At 67.9% G+C, this 18,242-nt stretch carries 24 protein-coding genes; 11 read left to right on the top strand and 13 right to left on the bottom strand.

Translation table 11 applies throughout. The annotated features are described in order from the left end of the window. Positions 1-49: 49 nt before the first annotated feature. Positions 50-958, top strand: a complete 909-nt coding sequence (phaZ, locus tag M1L36_RS19630) for an intracellular short-chain-length polyhydroxyalkanoate depolymerase (RefSeq protein ID WP_250875431.1) — start codon at positions 50-52, stop codon at positions 956-958. A 21-nt stretch (positions 959-979) separates the two neighbouring features. Here the strand turns inward: phaZ and M1L36_RS19635 are convergent, their stop codons facing one another. Next, positions 980-1,717, bottom strand: a complete 738-nt coding sequence (locus tag M1L36_RS19635) for a fumarylacetoacetate hydrolase family protein (RefSeq protein ID WP_250875432.1) — start codon at positions 1,715-1,717, stop codon at positions 980-982. 99 nt (positions 1,718-1,816) lie between these two features. Here M1L36_RS19635 and M1L36_RS19640 point away from each other — a divergent pair, with 99 nt between their 5' ends. The 3 genes from M1L36_RS19640 (at position 1,817) to M1L36_RS19650 (ending at position 3,704) form a co-directional block, all read left to right on the top strand. Continuing rightward, positions 1,817-2,533, top strand: coding sequence for a metal-dependent hydrolase (locus tag M1L36_RS19640; protein WP_250875433.1), 717 nt, complete (start codon positions 1,817-1,819; stop codon positions 2,531-2,533). 323 nt (positions 2,534-2,856) lie between these two features. Then, positions 2,857-3,207, top strand: a complete 351-nt coding sequence (locus M1L36_RS19645; protein ID WP_250875434.1) for a HalOD1 output domain-containing protein — start codon at positions 2,857-2,859, stop codon at positions 3,205-3,207. 98 nt (positions 3,208-3,305) lie between these two features. Continuing rightward, positions 3,306-3,704: an OsmC family protein gene (locus M1L36_RS19650; protein ID WP_250875435.1), complete on the top strand. Its 399-nt coding sequence runs from the start codon at positions 3,306-3,308 to the stop codon at positions 3,702-3,704. Between the two features lie 90 nt (positions 3,705-3,794). On the opposite strand, the gene M1L36_RS19655 is transcribed toward M1L36_RS19650, so the two are convergent. Together M1L36_RS19655 and M1L36_RS19660 are read right to left on the bottom strand one after the other, a co-directional pair. Next, positions 3,795-3,944 (bottom strand): rubrerythrin-like domain-containing protein, encoded by a 150-nt coding sequence (locus M1L36_RS19655; RefSeq protein ID WP_250875436.1) that lies wholly within the window; start codon positions 3,942-3,944, stop codon positions 3,795-3,797. Between the two features lie 76 nt (positions 3,945-4,020). Next, positions 4,021-4,575, bottom strand: a complete 555-nt coding sequence (locus M1L36_RS19660) for a class I SAM-dependent methyltransferase (protein ID WP_250875437.1) — start codon at positions 4,573-4,575, stop codon at positions 4,021-4,023. Between the two features lie 88 nt (positions 4,576-4,663). Here M1L36_RS19660 and M1L36_RS19665 point away from each other — a divergent pair, with 88 nt between their 5' ends. Continuing rightward, positions 4,664-4,834, top strand: a complete 171-nt coding sequence (locus tag M1L36_RS19665; RefSeq protein ID WP_250875438.1) for an HEWD family protein — start codon at positions 4,664-4,666, stop codon at positions 4,832-4,834. A 123-nt stretch (positions 4,835-4,957) separates the two neighbouring features. On the opposite strand, the gene M1L36_RS19670 is transcribed toward M1L36_RS19665, so the two are convergent. Next, positions 4,958-6,046: a DUF7973 family transport facilitator gene (locus tag M1L36_RS19670; RefSeq protein WP_250875439.1), complete on the bottom strand. Its 1,089-nt coding sequence runs from the start codon at positions 6,044-6,046 to the stop codon at positions 4,958-4,960. 162 nt (positions 6,047-6,208) lie between these two features. Here M1L36_RS19670 and M1L36_RS19675 point away from each other — a divergent pair, with 162 nt between their 5' ends. After that, a complete protein-coding gene (locus M1L36_RS19675; RefSeq protein ID WP_250875440.1) occupies positions 6,209-6,616 on the top strand; it encodes a hypothetical protein in 408 nt (135 codons plus the stop codon). A gap of 62 nt (positions 6,617-6,678) precedes the next feature. Here the strand turns inward: M1L36_RS19675 and M1L36_RS19680 are convergent, their stop codons facing one another. Further along, positions 6,679-7,437 (bottom strand): ribonuclease H-like domain-containing protein, encoded by a 759-nt coding sequence (locus tag M1L36_RS19680; protein WP_250875441.1) that lies wholly within the window; start codon positions 7,435-7,437, stop codon positions 6,679-6,681. Between the two features lie 145 nt (positions 7,438-7,582). Here M1L36_RS19680 and M1L36_RS19685 point away from each other — a divergent pair, with 145 nt between their 5' ends. Next, entirely contained in the window at positions 7,583-7,819 is a 237-nt protein-coding gene (locus tag M1L36_RS19685) for a hypothetical protein (RefSeq protein WP_250875442.1), read from the top strand. A gap of 250 nt (positions 7,820-8,069) precedes the next feature. On the opposite strand, the gene M1L36_RS19690 is transcribed toward M1L36_RS19685, so the two are convergent. The 3 genes from M1L36_RS19690 to M1L36_RS19700 form a co-directional block, all read right to left on the bottom strand. Then, the gene (locus M1L36_RS19690) at positions 8,070-8,759 is read right to left on the bottom strand and encodes a metal-dependent transcriptional regulator (RefSeq protein WP_250875443.1); all 690 of its coding nucleotides are present in this window, start codon (positions 8,757-8,759) and stop codon (positions 8,070-8,072) included. An 86-nt stretch (positions 8,760-8,845) separates the two neighbouring features. Next, positions 8,846-9,817 (bottom strand): DUF368 domain-containing protein, encoded by a 972-nt coding sequence (locus M1L36_RS19695; protein ID WP_250875444.1) that lies wholly within the window; start codon positions 9,815-9,817, stop codon positions 8,846-8,848. Continuing rightward, the gene (locus M1L36_RS19700) at positions 9,817-12,876 is read right to left on the bottom strand and encodes an oligosaccharyl transferase, archaeosortase A system-associated (RefSeq protein WP_250875445.1); all 3,060 of its coding nucleotides are present in this window, start codon (positions 12,874-12,876) and stop codon (positions 9,817-9,819) included. The genes M1L36_RS19695 and M1L36_RS19700 overlap by 1 nt, the downstream gene beginning before the upstream one ends. 93 nt (positions 12,877-12,969) lie before the next feature. Here M1L36_RS19700 and M1L36_RS19705 point away from each other — a divergent pair, with 93 nt between their 5' ends. Next, positions 12,970-13,971: a glycosyltransferase family 2 protein gene (locus tag M1L36_RS19705; protein WP_250875446.1), complete on the top strand. Its 1,002-nt coding sequence runs from the start codon at positions 12,970-12,972 to the stop codon at positions 13,969-13,971. Between the two features lie 12 nt (positions 13,972-13,983). On the opposite strand, the gene M1L36_RS19710 is transcribed toward M1L36_RS19705, so the two are convergent. Further along, entirely contained in the window at positions 13,984-14,823 is an 840-nt protein-coding gene (locus M1L36_RS19710; RefSeq protein WP_250875447.1) for a TrmB family transcriptional regulator, read from the bottom strand. Between the two features lie 168 nt (positions 14,824-14,991). Here M1L36_RS19710 and M1L36_RS21490 point away from each other — a divergent pair, with 168 nt between their 5' ends. Together M1L36_RS21490 and aglJ are read left to right on the top strand one after the other, a co-directional pair. Continuing rightward, on the top strand, positions 14,992-15,120 hold the full coding sequence (locus M1L36_RS21490) for a DUF8595 family protein (RefSeq protein ID WP_305794568.1): 129 nt from the start codon (positions 14,992-14,994) through the stop codon (positions 15,118-15,120). A 168-nt stretch (positions 15,121-15,288) separates the two neighbouring features. Beyond that, entirely contained in the window at positions 15,289-16,329 is a 1,041-nt protein-coding gene (gene aglJ, locus M1L36_RS19715) for an S-layer glycoprotein N-glycosyltransferase AglJ (protein ID WP_250875448.1), read from the top strand. Between the two features lie 50 nt (positions 16,330-16,379). Here the strand turns inward: aglJ and M1L36_RS19720 are convergent, their stop codons facing one another. Genes M1L36_RS19720 through M1L36_RS19730 form a run of 3 tightly spaced genes read right to left on the bottom strand, consistent with a single transcriptional unit; the run spans position 16,380 to position 17,357 of the window. Further along, positions 16,380-16,709 carry a DUF5789 family protein gene (locus tag M1L36_RS19720; protein WP_250875449.1) on the bottom strand — a complete coding sequence of 110 codons (330 nt, stop codon included), beginning with the start codon at positions 16,707-16,709 and terminating at the stop codon, positions 16,380-16,382. Positions 16,710-16,752: 43 nt separating this feature from the next. Next, positions 16,753-17,028 carry a HalOD1 output domain-containing protein gene (locus M1L36_RS19725; RefSeq protein WP_250875450.1) on the bottom strand — a complete coding sequence of 92 codons (276 nt, stop codon included), beginning with the start codon at positions 17,026-17,028 and terminating at the stop codon, positions 16,753-16,755. Next, the gene (locus M1L36_RS19730) at positions 17,025-17,357 is read right to left on the bottom strand and encodes a DUF7344 domain-containing protein (protein ID WP_250875451.1); all 333 of its coding nucleotides are present in this window, start codon (positions 17,355-17,357) and stop codon (positions 17,025-17,027) included. The genes M1L36_RS19725 and M1L36_RS19730 overlap by 4 nt, the downstream gene beginning before the upstream one ends. A 186-nt stretch (positions 17,358-17,543) precedes the next feature. Between M1L36_RS19730 and M1L36_RS19735 the strand changes: the two genes are divergently transcribed. Continuing rightward, a complete protein-coding gene (locus M1L36_RS19735) occupies positions 17,544-17,753 on the top strand; it encodes a ribbon-helix-helix domain-containing protein (protein WP_250875452.1) in 210 nt (69 codons plus the stop codon). A gap of 24 nt (positions 17,754-17,777) precedes the next feature. Here the strand turns inward: M1L36_RS19735 and M1L36_RS19740 are convergent, their stop codons facing one another. Then, positions 17,778-18,179 (bottom strand): JAB/MPN domain protein-containing protein, encoded by a 402-nt coding sequence (locus M1L36_RS19740; RefSeq protein WP_250875453.1) that lies wholly within the window; start codon positions 18,177-18,179, stop codon positions 17,778-17,780. Positions 18,180-18,242 lie beyond the last annotated feature (63 nt).

The raw sequence follows: 18,242 nt of genomic DNA on the forward strand, positions 1-18,242 counted from the left end.
CGTTTCAGCGTGCAAACGGTTTTGCCCTGGCACCGCCTCCCAACCGCACATGCCCGTCACTGCCGTTCCGGACCTGCCCGTCGAGACCGTCGACCTCCCGACCGGCGAGACCATCGCGTACCGTCACCGCCCGGGGGAGGTTCCCCTGGTCCTCCTCCACGGCAACATGACCTCCTCGAAGCACTGGGACCTCGTGCTCGACGCCGTCGACGAACGGTTCGACTGCTACGCGATGGACATGCGGGGGTTCGGCGGGTCGACCTACGAGACGCCCGCCGACTCGCTGGCGGACTTCGCCGCCGACGTGGGACCGTTCGCCGACGCCGTCGGTCTCGACTCGTTCCACCTCTGGGGCTGGTCGACCGGCGGTGGCGTCGCGATGGCGTTCGCCGCACGTCACCCCGACCGCGTCGACCGACTCGTGTTGATGGACTCGGTGAGCACGCGCGGCTACCCGCTGTTCCGGACCGACGAGACCGGCCAGCCGACCGACGAACCGTTGACGACTCGCGAGGAGATCGCCGCCACGCCGGCGCTCGCACCCGTCTTCCAGGCCCACGAGACTGAGAACCGCGAGACGTTCAAGGCCGTGTGGAATCAGCTCATCTACACCGACGAACGACCCGACGACGACCTCTACGACGCGTACGTCGACGACATGCTCACCCAGCGCAACCTCGTCGACGTCTACCACGCACTCGCTCACTTCAACGTCAGCGACGAGTCGAACGCCTACGGCGAGGGGTCGGGCCTCGCGAGCGAGATCACCCATCCGACGCTGGTCGTCCACGGCGACCGCGACCTCGTCATCCCCCGCGAGATGGCCGACGAGACGCTCGCCGACCTGCCGAACGCGGAGTTCGTCGAACTCGAAGACTGCGGGCACTCCCCGCCCGTCGACGCGCTCGACGACCTGCTGGCGGCGGTCGAACCGTTCTTGCTCGGCGAGGAGAACTAGCGGCCCGCCACGGTTCGTCGGCTACGGGACGCGAACGTCGTTCCGGAGCGTCCCGACGCCTTCGACCTCGACCTCCACGCTGTCGCCGTCGTCGAGCGGCCCGACCCCCGCCGGGGTGCCAGTCGAGACGACGTCGCCCGGTTCGAGCGTCATGTAAGTGGTTATCTCCGCGAGGAGGTCCGGCACCGAGAACATGAACTGGTCGCGCGACCCGTCCTGTCGCAGTTCGCCGTTCACCCGCGCTCGGACGAACGCGTCGGCGGGGACCTCCTCGGGGGTGGCGAGCACCGGCCCCATCGGCGCGGACTGGTCGAACGCCTTCCCGCGGACCCAGTTCTGCTCGCGGTCCTGGTCGTCGCGGTTCGAGACGTCGTTCAGACAGGTGAACCCCTCGACGTACTCCATCGCGTCGGCCGCCGCGACGTCCTTCGCGCGTTCGCCGATGACGACGGCGAGTTCGGCCTCGTGGTCGATGCGCTTCTTCCCGCTCGGGAGCGTCAGGGTGTCGCCGTGAGCGGCGACCGTGTTCGGCGGCTTGAGGAACAACAGCGGGCGGTTTGGAACGTCGTTGCCCATCTCGTCGGCGTGGTCGGCGTAGTTGCGCCCCACACAGACGATCTTCGAGGGGTCCGACGGCGCGAGGAAATCCACCGCATCGGCGTCGAACGTCTCGCCGTCGGCGACGAGTTCGGCGTCGTCGTCGCTCAGTTCGCCGCGGTGGACGGTCCCGTCGGCCGCGCGAAAGCGTGCCAGTCGCATGGTCTCGCGTTCGAGGGCGAGGAGTTAACGCTGTGCTTCCGCGTTCGACCTGCCCCCAGGCGTATCGTTAAGCCGTCGGCGCGAGTGGCACCTCCCGTTATGGAACTGACCTGGCACGGCCACTCGACGTGGTCGGTTACCGTCGGCGACACGGACCTCCTCATCGACCCGTTCTTCGACAACCCCAAGACGGAGATGGGTCCCGACGACTTCGACCCGGACTACCTGTTGCTCACCCACGCTCACCAGGACCACATCGCTCACGCGGGCGAGTTCCCCGACGCGACAGTGGTCGCCGTCCCCGAACTCTGTGGGTTCCTCGAAGACGAGATGGGTCTGGAGAACCACGTCGGCGGGATGGGGATGAACATCGGTGGCACCGTCGAGTGTGGCGACGCGTTCGTCACGATGCACCGCGCCGACCACACCAACGGCGCGAACACCGGTTACGAGTACGACGTCGGGATGCCCGCGGGGTTCGTGATCTCGGACGAGAAGCCCGGTCCGGACTCCGACGCCACGTCGTTCTACCACGCCGGCGACACCGGCCTGATGACCGAGATGAAGGAGGTCGTCGCGCCGTACCTCCAACCGGACGCCGCTGCGCTGCCGGTCGGCGACCACTTCACGATGGGACCGTGGCAGGCGGCCATCGCGACGGAGTGGCTGGACGTCGACCACGTGTTCCCGATGCACTACGACACGTTCCCGCCCATCGAAATCGACACCGACGAGTTCGTCGAGCAGGTCGACGCGACCGGCACCCACGCCGAGGTCCACGTCCTCGACGGCGACGAGTCGTTCACGCTGGAGTGACCGAGGCGAGACGCTCGGCCGGAGACGGTCCGGTCGGCGGCACTCGGCGTCACTCGACGCAGTGACGCCAGTCTCCGAGCGCGTCTGACCGCGTGAGACGGTGTGAGACAGTTCGAGACGTGGCGATAGCCGGCCCGTACGGTGTGTCATCGAATATTTTGGTAACTCGACCCCCAGTATATTTATACGGTATCGAACCTATAATTTATTCGAAGGACGAGGAACCCAGGGAACTTCGGTTCGTCGACGACGGGCGGTACGGTTCCGTCCCGGCGACACGAGCGGGCAAGCGGGTTCACGCGTTCCACGCAACCACGCACACCATGACACACCAGAGTCCCATCTACCCCTCCGAGAACCTACGGCAGAACGACGATTCGGACGTACAGGTCTCCTTCGACCCGACGACCGAGTCCACCTGCGAACGGGTCGTGCTGACCGTCGCCGACCACCTCGACAGCGACCCGATGCGGCTTCCACTGCTCTACGACGTCGTCGACCCGGACGCACTCGACGCCCTGTTCGACGACGCCTGCTCTGAGGGAGGGTTCGACACGAACTGTTCCGTGTCGTTCACGTACGCGAACCACCTCGTCAACGTCTATTCGGCCGGATACCTCACGCTCACGGCGACCGACGAACCCAGCGGCCCCGTCGAGACGGTCGCGGCCTGAGCCGGTCGAGCCACCCCGAACCGAAGCCGCCGGAGCCTCGACCGCCGACGCACGAACGACCTATCTTTTTGGTACGGCCGCGTCAGGAGTCGAACGCAATGGCAGACGTCGAAGCAACCACAACGTCCGAAGAGGGGTACACGAGTGTCAGCCGCGTCGGCGACTACGAACTGACCGTCGACGCCACTGGAGAGGACGGCCCGTCGCCGAACCAGGTGCTCGCGGCGAACTACGCCTCCTGTTTCATCCCCGCGTTCCGCGTCGGCGGGAACAAGGAGGGCCACGACGACCTCGGGAAGATCACGGTCGAGGTCGAGGCCGACCTGAACGGCGACGACGACCTGGACGCGGTTCGCTTCGTCATGCACGTCGAGGCCGACCTCTCCGACGAGGAGTTCGACGCCATCGTCGAGCGCGCCGAGGACATCTGTCACGTCCACGACTCGCTCAAGGAGTCGCTCCACGCCGAGATTACGGTCCACGGCGGCCAGTTCTAACCGGGCCGCTCCACCACGTCTTTTCGGGACGCCACCGACCACAGCAGCGGCGCTCGTCGGATTACCGAGCGCCGTCGCGACCGCTCGCTGTTACTCCCGTGCGACCGCGATGTTCTTCGTCGCGCCACCGCACACCGGACACGCCCCGACGTGCTCCTCGGAGACGAGACGGTGGTGACACTCCAGGCACTCGAACACCGACTCCTCGGGGCGGTACGGGTCGACGAGACCGTGACTCATACCCCGATTCGGGAGGTACGACACAAGTGTGTTGTGTGGTAACACATCAATGCCGTAAGAGGAGGTACTAGGCCGACTAAGGTGCTCGTCGGGCCGAGCAGACGAACGTCTCCTGGCGCTCGCTGGTCGTCTCGACGGAGAAGCCTGCGGCCTCGAACGCGGCGATACAGTCGTCGAGAGCGAACCGTTCGTCGAGGGGCGGACCGTCCCGACCTTCGCCCTCGGCCGTCCAGTCGACGATAGCGACGCGAGCGTCGGGGGCCAGGACGCGACCCAGCTCCGCGAGCGCGTCCTCGCTGTGGAACTCGTGGTACGTCATCGTCGAGAACGCGCCGTCGAGGTGGCCGTCGGGGAACGGCAGGTCGTCGACCGCTGCCTCGACGCACTCGACGGTCTCGGGGAGGCCCTTCTCGCGGTAGAACTCGTGCATCTCGCGCTGGACGTCGACGGCGTAGCACGTCTCGACGTAGGGGGCGACGTCGTCGGTGTAGAACCCCGTCCCGCTGCCGAGGTCCGCGACGGTGCCCCCGAGGTCGAACAGCGCCCGTAGCTCCTCGGCCGAGCAGTAGCGGTACCGCGAGGCGTCTTCGAGGGCCGGCGCGCGGTCGGCGTCGTACGTGTGAAAGCCCATGGAAGCGGGACGACCGCCCACCACATAGTGATAGCCCGTCGCGACTGCCGGCGTCGGATTGATACGCGTCCGTGTACTTTCGACAGCTATGGTGCGAATCACCCCGCCGTCGGAGCGGACCTGCGAACGCTGTGGCCGAGAGGACGTCTGGAGCACGGACGCCCAGTCGTGGGTCATCGGGGGGGCGGAGGGCGACCCGTACTGCCTCCACGAGTGGGACATCAACGGGACGTTCAACCCGGTCGCCGACGCGGAGTGAGCCGACCCCACGACCGCCCGGCACACGACTGTTCACCACACGACGCCCCACTACACGACACCCCACAACACGACGAACCGTCAGGCGACCGTCCGCCGAGTTCTGCCGGCGACGACCGACCGGTCAGAACGGCGTCCCGGTGAGTCCGGCCAGTTCCAGAACCCCGATACCGACACTACAGACGAACACCGCGGCGAACGGCGCGTCGAAGTGCGTGTCGGCGTGGGCGTAGAAGACCCGTTCGAGCAGTTCTCCGAGTAGCGCCGCCACTATCCCCGAGGCCGTGCCGACCGCCAACGCGACGGGCAGTGAGAACGAGGCGGAGTCCGCCGGTGTCCCGGGCGCAGCGACGCTCGTCGCCTCGACCGGGGCGAGTACGAGAACTGCCATCCCGGCGACGAGTGCGACGTGGTAGACGACCGGCACCGCCTCGCGGACCGCGAACGCGAGGAGCGCGGCGGCCGCGAGACCGAACGCGAGGAGCCAACTCGCCGTGAAGTACGCGAGCGCCGCCGAGACGAGTCCCACGCCCACCCCGAGCGCGGTCGTGGTCCGCCAGTCGCTCTGGTAGGGCGCGAACGGTTCGACGACGTAGCGGGTCGCGCCGACGGGTGTGCCCCGCTGCGTGGTCGTCTCCCGGCCGTCCACGGGTCGCCCGTCGCCGAGCGTCCGACCACCGTCGGTCATCGGTTCGCGGCGCTCACCGCGTTCGTACGGCGAGAGGTCGAGCAGTCCGCCCCGGACCGCCCCGACCAGCGGGTAGCCGAAGACGATTCGATGCAGGAACGCCGAGAGGACGACGGTAGCGGCGACGGGGTCGAACGGTGCGCCGACGAGCGTGTACAGCCACGCGATTCCCGCGCCGACGACGCCGAAGACGCCACCGACGGCGAGCGCTTTCGAGTGCCGGGCGAGCGGGAACGTGACGTCTTTCGCCGGGTGGTACGGGTACGACTCGTCCATGTAGCCCCGGCGGACGGCGAACGCCGCCGCCGCAGCACCCCCTCCCAGGACCGTGTGGGGGCCGACCCAGACGCTGTAGCCGAGCGGCGTCGCCACGGGGAGACTCACGTCCATCAACACGAGTAGTTCGCCCGCGACGACGAACACTCCGAGCGCGCCGAGCGCGAGGTAGCCGCCGAGCGCGGCCCCCACGACGCCGCCGAGCGCGGCGACGGCGACGAGCGCCACGACGGTGACGGGGTCGACCACTCAGCGCTCACCTCGACCCTGTGCGTTCATGTCACCACGTGATGGGGAGGGGTAGAAAGGCGTGTCTACTTCCCTCGGGAACCGAACCGTTCAACGGGTTTATGTTCCTGAACCGATGCAGGCGAGGTATGGAACGGCGAGGGGCATCGCGGGTGGGAACGGATGCGTGATTCGCTCTGTCGTGACCTGACGGGGACGTTCGTCGGGTGCGACGGTGAGCCGACGCGCGCGACCTGTAGCTTCCACGACCGCCCGTGTGTCCTCGCCGCGGGCGACCTCCTCCAACTCGAAGTCGAGCGGATGAACGGCGAGTGGACGCCGTTGTTCCACCGCTGTGCGGACCACGCCGTCGAGACGTTCCCCGACGAACACACCGTCCACGGCACCGCGCAGGCGCTCGTCACCGCCCGCCTCGAACCGACGGGCGCACACCTCCCGACGACGGGCCGCTACGACCCAGAGGCACTCACCATCGGCGACGTCGAGGTGCTCGACGTGTCGAGGGCGACCGAGGGTCGTCGCTCGCCTCTCGCTGACACCGACCGACTTCCCGAGCGCGACGAACGCTGAGCAGGCTGGAGGCTGACGAGACCGACACGACCGCGAGAAGCGTCGCGCGAGAACTCCCGTACTCAGACGAGACCGCCAGCGGCGTCCTCGTGGAGCGTCGTCGAGAGGTCGTCCATCAGCGTTCGGAGGTTGACGGCGTCGTCGCGGTTGTACGACACCAGCGTCTCCAGGGAGTCCGTCGAGCCGCGTTCGTACTCCTTCCAGAGACGGACGGCGTCCCGTCCGGAGATGTCGGGGCGGTCGCGTTCGATGCCGACGTCCTTCTCGATGGCCTTCAGCCCACCCGAGAGACCGACGCGCCCGCAGGCGTACCGGAGGTCGAGGTGGGGGCCGTCGAGGTCGAGGTCGTAACTGGTCTCGAGGAACGGCACGTCGAACGTCGTGCCGTTGAACGTCACCAGCAACGGCGCGTCGAGCGCCTCCCGGAGCGTCTCGCACGTGAGCGGTTCGCCGACGACGGGGTCGGGGTCGTTGACGAGCGTTCGGACCTCGCCGTCGTGGAGGAGACTGACGGTCGTCACCTGGTCGCGGTGGTGTGAGAGACCCGTCGTCTCGATGTCGAAGAAACACGCCGACTCGCGGAAGTCCTCGTACAGTCGCCAGCGGTGCTGACTCGGGAACGCGGCGTCGAAGAAACGCGCGTTCCCCTCGGCGAGGTGGTCACGGCCCTCGTCGATGAACGACGCGATGCGCTCGCCAGTCACCTCGCCCACCGCGCTCTGTTCGAACTCGTCCCAGTGGGTGATGCCCTGTTCCCACAGGCGGCGTTCGGTCGTCTCCCCGACGCCCTGGACGGGGATGAAGCTGTTCTCGATTCGCACGACGGTCCTCGGGCGTGCCGACAACTAAGCGCTTCGATGAGTTCGTTCCCTCGGCGGTCCACACTGTCTCGCTCCCCGTCGAGTCGCTGCTCGGAGCTCCGACCGCGAACGACAGACTGAGTCCGCGACGGCCCCGAGGTGTGGTATGGCCGTTCCGCTCCGTGGCTCGTTCGTCCTCCAGTCCGTCGACCGCCGCATCGTCGCCCGGGGGTCACGCGTCGCCGACTGTCCGGTGTGCGGTCGCCACCTCGCCGAGGACGACTGGCACGTCGCGGCGACCGTCCGTTCTGGGTCGCTGGCGGCCCCCCGGGAGTCGGTCCACCATCTCTGTGACGACGACTGCCTGTCGGACTGGCTGGCGCTGATGGACGAACGTTCTTGAGGGGTTACGAGACCAGCGCCCGCGTGGTCTGAGAGTCGCTCCCGGTGGGTTCGCGGTCGTGCGACCACTCCTCCGGGCGTTCCCGCTCGGTCGCCTGCACGCACCCGTTGCTCGCGAGCGACGCCATCGACTTCGGCGAACTCGCAGTCGCAGCCCTCAGTGCTCTCGCTCGCCGTGCTCGAAGGAACCTGAACCTCGAACCGCGCTACTGCTCGTGGTTCTCACTCGCTACCGCTCGTTCCGAACCGCGCTACTCCTGGACGGTCTCTGCCTCCGGCGCGACGCGGATGAGGTGGGCTACCTCCGCCGGGAGGCTCTGTTCGCCCTCCGGACCCGTCACCGTGACCATCCCGAACGGAGCGACCTCGACGAGTTCGAGGGTGGCACCGGGGGAGACGCCCGAGTCGGAGAGGTACTGGAGCTCCGCGTCCGTCCGATGGCGAACCCGCTGGACGACGACGCGGTCGCCGACGGTACACTCGTCGAGTCGTCGACCGGGGGCGTCCTCGGGCGGCGAGAGGTCCGCCCGCGGGATGGGGTCGCCGTGCGGGTCGACCACCGGGTCACCGAGCGCCTCGGCGATACGCGCCTCGAACGTCTCGCTGATGTGGTGTTCGAGGCGGTCGGCCTCCTCGTGGACGTCGGTCCAGTCGTAGTCGAGCGCCTCGGCGAGGTACGCCTCGATGAGTCGGTGGTGGCGCAACACCTCGATGGCGACCGTCTCGCCCTCGGCGGTCAGCCGCACCCCCTTGTACTTCTCGCGGTCGACCAGGCCGCGATCGGAGAGCTTGTCGAGCATACTCGTCACCGTCGGCGGCGTGACGTCGAGCCGTCCCGCGATGGCCGAGGTCGAGATGCGCTCTGCGGACGCGTCGGGACCCGCCTCGCGCTGGAGGACGTAGATGGTCTTCAGGTAGTCCTCCATCACGGCACTGAGCATGGTTCGACAGAGCGGATATGAGGTTAAAAACGGTTCCCTCCCGTCGTCAGGGTCGCGACCCGAGCGCGGTCAGGAGCCGAGTGGCGTCACTTGGCGGTCGGTGCGGGGCGTTCGTCGGCGTCGCCGTCGAGGTCGATGTCACCGGTGACGTAGTCGACGGCGAGGACGACGGCCGCACCGACGACGACCGCACTCAGCACACCGAGCGCCGTCGCCGCAGTCCACGACTCGACGGCCTTCAGGACCTCGTTGCTCGGGTAGTACAGCGCCCCGACCATCAGCGCGACGAGGAACGTCAGCGTCGCCTCGCGGTAGTGTTCGAGCGCCCACTTGACCGCGTGTGCGACCGACAGCAGGCCGACGACCGCGCCCGCACAGAACGTGACGACGACGGTGCCCGGTTCGACGAGCGCGTCGACGCTCCCGCCGCGGGCGACGTCGACGAGCCGTTCGGTGAACGTCGAGAGCGTCCCGGTCAGGAACTCGTACTGACCGAGCAACAGCAAGATGAGCGACCCCGAGACGCCCGGCAGGATCATCGCACAGATGGCGATGCCGCCGACGACGAACAGCACCGGAAGGCTGCTCGGGAGCGCACTGCCGACCTCCGACGCGACGACGACGGCGAGCGAGACGCCGGCGAGTCCGGCGACCAGTCGCCCGGTCGTCCCCAGGTCGACCTCGTCGCGCAGGACGACCGCGCTCGCGGCGATGAGGCCGACGAAGAACGCGAACAGCAGGGCACGGTGTGCGTGCATCGCCCACTCGACGAGGCGAGCGACGGTGATGAGCGCCGTCACGATGCCGAGACCGAGCGCCATCAGGAACGGCACCTCCATCTCGACGAGTCGCTCACGGAAGCGCGCCCGCCCGTCGGCGGTCGTCACGCCCGGCAGGAGTGCGAGCGCCCGCGGGTCGAGTTCGGTGATGGCGGTCACCAGTCGCTCGTAGATGCCCGTGATGAGGGCGATGGTGCCCCCCGAGACGCCGGGCACGGCGTCGGCCGCACCCATCGCGATGCCTCGGAGGTAGACGCCGAGGTACGCTCGCACACCCATCAGGCGACCCGTGCGTCGGCGACGAGCGCCGCCCGAGCGTCGAGCGCGGTCGCCGTCGAGTCGTTGCCGGAGGCGTTCGTCCCGTCCGTGCCGTTCGTGGTGGTCGCGTTCGTCCCGCTGGACGCGTTTGACGCGTTCGAGCCGTCGTCGGTTGCCGACTCGTTGGTCGGGACGTCGTCGCTCGGTGCGGCGGTCTCGTTCTCGCTGGTCCGGTTGCCCGGCGGCTGGATGGTCGTCCCCTCGCCGAGGTCGACCTGCACCGTCGAGTCGTCCTCGCCGAGGACCTGCGCCTCGCTCACGTCGGCGCTCGCGTTGTAGACGGTCTGGGCGAGGTTCTCACCCTGCTCGACCGAGCGGAACTCGTAGGCACCCGTCGCACGGACGCTGACGTTCGTGTGGCCGTTCTCCGGCCCGAACTCGTCGTACCCCGTCGAGGAGTACGGCAGCGTCATCGTGAACTGCCCGTTCTCGTCGGTCTCGGCCTGCTGGACGTAGGTGAACGTCTCGCTCTGGGTCCCGTTCTGCGTCGGGATACGCAACTGGACGCTCGCGCTGACGGTGGCGTTGGCGGGCCCGGTGCCCTCGACCGTCGCACCGTCGACGCGCTCGAACGTCTTGACCCACGGCCCGACGCGCTGGTTGGTCTCCTCGCTGACGTGGACCAGGCGGTAGTGTTCGAGCGCCGGGACGTACTCGGTCGGGACGCCCTGGATGCCGCCGATCTGGGAGGTGGTGTCGTTGGCGACGTACGCCTCGGCCTCCTCCATCGAGGAGAACGTCTTGAACGTCTCCGTGATGTTCCCGTTCGGCGTCGCGGGCACCGCGCTCGTCGGCCCCTGTGGCGTCTGGAGTTCGCGGTTCTGCCAGTCGAGGACGAGCACCTCGCCGTTCGGGCCGCGCGGGCTGACCGCGCTCCCGTGGAACTGGTAGAGGCGGGTCCGCATCGAGTCGTAGTGTTGCTGGGTGCGGACGTAGCGGTAGATCTGTGGCTGGCCGGTGAACGGGTTCTCCGTGTAGATGGCGTTCTCGATGAGTACGTTCTGGCCGCCGTTGGCCTGCGACGGGTAGGCGTTGACGCCGAGGTTGTCGAACGCCGTCGGCGCGGTGTACTTCGAGGAGCGCGGGTCCGCCAGCTTCCAGTCGATCATGACGTAGCGCGTGCCCTCGGCCTCGTCGTCGACGAAGTCGGTCGCCTCGCTCTCGTTGGTCGAGAGCAGGAAGTTCGCGGCCGTGCTCGCACTCTGCTGGAACGGGTTGGCGTTCGGGATGCGCTCGCCTTCGACGGTGATGAAGTGGCCGTAGTCCCACCACGACATCACGCCGTAGGCCCCGTCGGGGTACTCGAAGTCCTCGGTCTGTGCGAACTGCCCGTAGTACTCCATCGGCGCGTTGTCGGCGTTCGAACTGCCGTACTGGCCCTCGGTGGGCGTGCTGTTGGCCAGCCACTCGAGGCTGCTGTCCCAGGAGGTGACCTCACCGGGACTGTTGAAGTCGGCGGACTGCGACGACTGGACCGTCACGGCACCGGGGTCGCTCAGGACCGGACCGGTGAACGCGATGAACGGAGCGACGACGACCAGGACGACCACGAACACCGTCATCACCTGGGCGGCGTCGAGGTCCGAGACGCCCTCGGTCGCGCTGAGGCCGACGAGGTCGACGACGTAGCCGACGACGAACGCCGTCAACGTCGCGATGGGGACGGCCAGGTAGTAGTCGAAGCGGTTCTGGGTGAGCGTCGCCAGGATCATCAGGACGAACCAGGTGACGAGCAACAGCGACTCGCCGCGCGGTTCGTCGTCGAGCAGGTACTTCGCGAGGAGCACGACCGCACCGACCCCCGCGATGAAGAAGGTGAAGCGGTAGCGCTCGGCGAAGAACTGGCCGGCCTCGCCCAGCGGCACCGGCTGTGCCTCGTTGACCGTTCGGACCGCGGCGTCGGCGTCCAGCCCGTAGATGCGGAGGAACTGGTCGACGAAGAACGAGAACGTGTCGGGGACGGCGAGCCACGCGACCAGCGCGATGGCGGCGAACGCACCGACGATGACGCCGGGGAAGGTGAGTCGGGAGTCCGAGCGACCCTCGACGGCGCGTGCGAGCGCAGCGAACGCCGCGAGCACGGCGGCTAGCCCGAAGAACGCGAGGGGCTGGAGCAGCGAGAAGTTCGACGCACTCAGTGCGAACTCGGAGACCTTCACCACCGAGAGCAGGCCGGCGACGACCGACATGACGACACCGGCGACGGCGACGTGCTCGGGGCTCCGACCCTTGAGGAACACGACGACGGTGTGGACGAGGAAGAACAGGCCCAGCACCGAGACGAAGAAGATGGCGGGCGGCCACACCCAGACGTAGAGCGCGAGGGCGACCCCTGCGAGCACGCTGTAGAGGAGCGTCGGGCGGAGGGCGGACCACTCGCGGGCACGGAACTGCTCGTAGACGGGGAGGTCACGCTGGGCGACGCTGACGGCGACCATCACCGCGAGCACGGCGATGACCTGGAACAGCACCTCGGCGATGTGGTGGTCCGAGAAGCCGACGAGGCTCCGGAACAGGAACGCACCGGGCGTCAGCGCCAGCACGAGGACGGCGACGACGCCGCCGAGGCGGCCACCGAAGCGTTTGGCGAGGAAGTACGCCGGGATGCCGACGGCCGTCCCGAACACGGCGGGCGCGAACAGGAGCGCCACCGTCGTCGCCTGGTCCTGCGGCATGAACAGGCCGAGGACGAGTGCTCCCGCGGCGACCAGTTGGTCGAACAGCGTCCCGAACTGGCCGGAGGACGTCCCCGTGGGGAAGTTCGTCCACGGGTCGAACGGCATGGTGAACGGGAAGTTCTCGACGACGTAGCTCGTCGAGCGGAGGTGGTACCAGGCGTCGTTCCCCCGGAACATGAACTCGCCGTCCACCGAGAAGTTCTCCCACGTCTTTACCCGGTTCCACAGCATGAAAACCAGCAGTAAAGCGACCGCGGGGATGTGATACAGCTCCCGGACGCGGCCGAGGACGGAGTCGGCGTCGAACGCCAGCCCGTCCTCACGCTCCGTTGGCTGACTCATTGGTTGCACAAGCCACAAAACGCGCATAAGCCTTTTGACCTCGCCCCGGGGTGAAGGGAAAACGCCTTGCCACGCGACGGTGGACCCCATCGCATGCGAATCTCGGTCGTCGTCTGTACGCACACCACGGAGCGGTACCCGGACCTGAAGGAGGCGGTCGAGAGCGTCCTCGCGAACGACTACGACGACCGCGAGGTGGTCGTCGTCAGCGACGGGAGCGAGGCCGTCCACGAACGGATGCTGGCGGACTTCGGCGACAACGAGGAGGTGGTCGTCCACCTCCACGAACCGAACTCGGGGCTGCTCACGGTCCGGAACGTTGGTGCTGACCTCGCGTCGGGTGACGTAGTGGCGTTCGTCGACGACGACGCGCTCGCCCACGAGGACTGGCTGGCCGAACTCGCGGCGGTGTACGAACGGACGGTCGAGCCGTGGTCCGACGGCGGGCGCGCGTCGTCCCCCCGCACGCCGGGCGAGACCCGCACTGCGAGCGAGGAGGCCGAGGAGGTGCTCGCCGTCGGGGGGAAGATGCTCCCGAAGTGGGTCGCCGGCGAACCGACGTTCCTCCCCGAGGAGTTCTACTGGCTCATCGGCGTCACCCACCGCGGGTTCGCCGAGGAGGCCGGTGAGGTCCGGAACACCAACGGCTCGAACATCTCGTTTCGTGCCGAGGTGTTCGACGCGCTCGACGGGTTCGACACCGACGTCGGAGGCCGTCAGGGGGACAACCACCTCCAGGGCGGCGAGACCGAACTGTGCGCGCGCCTCCGCGAGGAGTTCGGTGTCGGCGTCCAGTACAACCCCGACGCGGCGGTCGAACACAAGATATTCGACTACCGGACCAGCCCCCGGTGGCTCGTCGAACGAGCGTTCTGGCAGGGGTTCTCGAAACGCGGGATGCAGGTGTTCGTCCCCGAGTCGACCGGCGAGGAGGGCCAGTTCCTCGTGGACCTCCTCCTGCGGTTCGTCCCCGAGCGCGTGCGGGGACTGGTCGAGGAGTTCTCCGTCGCGAAGCTCCAGCAGTTGATGATGCTGGTCGTCCTCACCGGTGTGGTCGGTCTGGGCTATCTCTACGGCGTCGTCAAGTGGCGCTGACTCTCGGGGAGGTTACGACGTCTCGGTCGTGTCCGTGCTCTCGTACTCCCAGGTCAGGTCGAAGAACCGACCCAGCCCGGCGACGAACGCACCGTTCTCGGTGATGGCTGCCTGCCGGAGGTGGTTGGGGACGTCGTCCTCCTGGACGAGCAGGATGGCCTCGCCGCCCTCGTAGGAGAACGTCGGGTCGGCGAAGGTGCCTCGCCACGGCAGCTGTTCGGTCGAGTAGCGAACCGACACGTCGTACTCGGCGAGGCGCTCGGCCACCGCGCTCTGGCGGTCGCGCTCGTCCGGGTCCAGTTCGTCGGGGTGTAACAACAGCACGCGGACGTCGACGCCGCGGTCGAGGGCGTCGGTGAGGGCGGGTTCCACCGTCTCGAAGTACTCGAACCCCTTCGAGAGGATGCAGACCCGTTCGTTGGCCTCGCGGTAGATGCGCCGCGTCTCGCGCTCGGAGGGCTGGCCGACGTCGACGACGTAGAACAGCTCCTCGGTGGCGGTGATGTCCTCGCCCGCCGCCTCGAACCGAGGCTGGAACTCCGCGAGGAACGACTCGCGTTCGGCCTCGACGTCCTGGACGAACGACTCCATCTCCTGTCGGCGGTTCTCCTCGGCGCGGTCGAGGATGGTCGCGGGGTCGTGGGGCTGGTAGTGCTTCGGCCGGCCGGGAATCACCTTCACGAACCCCTCGTCGGCCAGCGAGTCGAGGACGCCGTACACCCGTGCTTTGGGGATTCCCGCCGCCTCGGCGAGGTTCGGCGCGGTCGTCCGCCCGAGCGTCAACAGCTCGACCAGTGCGGTCTCCTCGTACTCCGTCAGCCCGAGGCGGTCGAACACGTCCGTCTCGCTCATACCGTCACTGGCCCGTGTGGGGTGGTAAAACCGCCGGTCCAGGGCCTCGGCGACGCTCCGCACCCCGCCACCACCGCCCGGTCTCCGGCCGTCGTGACGGTTCGTCGACAGCCCGACACCCGAATATATTTATACGCCGGGCGAGAGTTACTCAGATAGCGAGTAACCATGTCCGACACGAAAACCGACGACGACCGGGCGCATCTCGAAGACGTCGAGGACGGCTGTGGCTGTGCGGAGATCATGGACCACCTCTCCGAGAAACGCGCCGCGGCGGCCGCCACCGACGACGACTGAGTCGGCGACCGCGGAGTCGGTGTCCCCGACACGATGTCTGCTCTCCCCGTCTCCTCACCGTCTTCTGACCACCCACGACTCCCACCAGCCGACCGCTCGTAACCGAGACACCCGCCCACGCAGCGTGGGCCGGCAGGTTTTTGGCCGCGTGCGGTCGACCTGAGGCAAATGAACGACTCGGACGTCTGTGTCCTCATCCCGACGCTCGACGAGGCCGAGACCATCGGCCCCGTCATCGACGGCTTCGTCGAGCACGGGTTCGAGAACATCCTCGTGGTCGACGGCGGGTCGACCGACGGGACACGCGACCTCGCCAGCGAGCGAGGCGCTCGCGTCGTCCAACAACGCGGCGAGGGGAAGGGCCAGGCCGTCCGGGAGGCGTTCGAGTACATCGAGACGCCGTACGTGCTGATGCTCGACGGCGACATGACCTACGACCCGGCCGACGCCCGGAAGATGCTCGAACCGCTGTTCGAGGGTCGGGCCGACCACGTCATCGGCGACCGGTTCGCCGACATGCACGACGAGGCGATGCCACGACTCAACCAGTTGGGTAACCGACTCATCAACGGCGCGTTCGCGACCATCCACGGCCGGAACCTGGGGGATATCCTCAGCGGCTACCGAGCGTTCACCCTCGACTCGGTCCGCCGCATCGAACTCGAATCGGACGGGTTCACCATCGAGACGGAACTCGCCGTCGAGTGCGTCAAACACGGCATCAGAACCGCCGTCGTCCCCGTCTCCTACCACCCCCGACCGGACGACTCCGACACCAACCTCCACCCCGTCAAAGACGGCGGGCGCATCATCCTCGCGCTGTACAGTCTGGCGAAACTCAACAACCCGCTGTTCTACTTCGGGAGCGTCGGTATCGCCAGCGGCCTCGCGGGGGCGCTGCTCGGGGCGTGGGTCGGCTACGAGTGGTGGGTCGTCGGCATCTCCCACCAGGTGTACGCCGTCGTCGCGGGCGTCGCCATCCTGCTCGGCGCGCAACTGCTGATGTTCGCGGTGCTCTCGGACATGATCGTCGCGGTCAACCGCGAGCAGACCCACCGCCTCGAAGCGCTCGCCGACCGCATCAGCCCCGAGTCCCGCAACGGCCACGGTCGGGGACCGCTCGACCCCGACGCCGTCACCCGGTCGACGGACGCCACCGACCGCGTCGCCCGCGAGGAGCGAGAACGCGAACTCCGTCCCGAGGAGTGAGGGAGACTGTCGGCGAGCGAGGTGCCACTCGGCGGTCGCTCGACCGACGCTCAGAAGGGGACGAACGAACGGAGTCGGCCGACGATGCCGACGCGGTTGTTCTCGCGGGCGTCCTCGAACACCGGGTGGAGTGCGTTGAGGAACGCCTGCTCGGTCTCGAAACGGGTCTCGGACAGTTCGTCGAGTGCTTCGCCGACGGTCATCGTGCTCCCCGAAGCGTCGTAGGGCACCGGGACGTCACCGACGGTCTCGCGGACAGTCGACACGTCCGCCGGGAACGTCAGTTCGGCTCGGTCGAGGCGCGCGTCGAGCGCGGCGATACCGAACGCGATGCTGTCCGACTCGTCGTCGATGCCGTCGGTCGGGGGACGTGCTCGCATGAGTTCCCGTTGGGGCGACGGAACCGAAAAGCCTGCGACCGCTTCACTCGCCGAACAGTCCGACGTACCCGTCCGTCGAGAGGACGACTCGGTAGCCGGCGTACGGGAAGCGAACGGTCATCGACGAGCGCGGCGGCCGCGCGCACTTGTCGAGGGCGTCGGGGTCGACCGCCGTCAGTAACGGTGGCAGTCGCATCGGGTCCTCGTCGCTCGCGACCGCGACGGCTCTGACGAGGACGTCGCTCGGGCGCTCGTCGGTCGGGTCGAACGAGACCTCGACGTCGGGCGAGCCGACCTCGCTCCACCGTTGGCCGGTCATACCCAGCCGGGCGGGAGCTTCGAGGGGTTCTCGGCCAGCATGCGCACCAGTGGCTCGACTGCCCCGTAGCGCTCGCCGCGCGCGACGACGTCTCGCTCGCGGTTCCAGTCGACGAAGTCGGCCTCGTCGAGTTTCGGGAGGTGGACGTGGTGGAGTCGCGTCGGCACCTCCGCGGCCGGGTCGGGGACGAGGTCCGCAGTGTCGACGCGCGACTCCGAGAGCAACGCGACCAGGAGTCGACGTCGGTAGACGTTGGTCAGGAGACTGAACGTCTCGTCCGTCGTGGGCATCGTGACGGTGGTCTCACCGTCGACGTGTGGTACGGTCATGGATGACGGAACGCGTGTGAACCGTGTGGTGCGATCCGTCTGTGGAAGGACGTAGCGTGTTCGAGCGTCACCTCGAATGCACAGTGCGTAATCTCGGTTCCGGCTAGAAGTCACGTCGCCCGACGGAAAAGGGTGGTGCCGGCGAATCACACAACCGATAAACCGCCGGGCGGTGTTCGCTCACCCATGACGGAGTACACCACGGTCTCGATTCCGAAGGACCTCGCTGTCCGGGTCGAAGACACCATCGAGGGGACGAGTTTCTCCTCGACCAGCGACCTCGTCCGATTTCTCCTCCGGAGCATCGTCATCCAGCACCAGCGGCAGGGCGAACTCAGCGAGGCGGAGTTCGAGGAGATCGCCCAGCAGTTGCGCGACCTCGGCTACCTGAAGTGACCTCCGGACTCGACGCGACGCTCCTCAGGTGACCGACTCGGAGGGCGGGACGGCGTCGACGACGGTCACCGGGAGACGCGTCCCCCCACGGTCGTACGCGACCACCTCGTCCCAGGGCGGGGTCGCGACGAACACCACCTCGTGGAAGTCGTCGGTGCGTTTGAGACGGTCGTCGCCGTCGGGGTGAGAGACGAACCGCCCCTGGGTTCGCGGACTGGCGAGGTCGATGCCGAACACCGCGTTGACCGACCCGCCGGCGTCCGGGTGGTAGAAGTGGGTGAACACCTGCGTCTCCGGGTCGAGGTCGTCGCCGCCGTCGAGGTCGGACGCCGGTGTGACCGTCAACCCGACCGTCACCGACTGGGGGTCGCGGTCGCTCGCCACCGAGAGGAGCAGTTCGACGAGGCCGCTCGTGATGGTGACCACGACTACAGGGAGGGCGGCGACCGAAAAGAGCGCGTCGGCCGTGCGTCTGACTCCCGGCAGTTC

The sequence above is a fragment of the Halomarina rubra genome (assembly GCF_023699475.1).
GTDB lineage: Archaea > Halobacteriota > Halobacteria > Halobacteriales > Haloarculaceae > Halomarina > Halomarina rubra.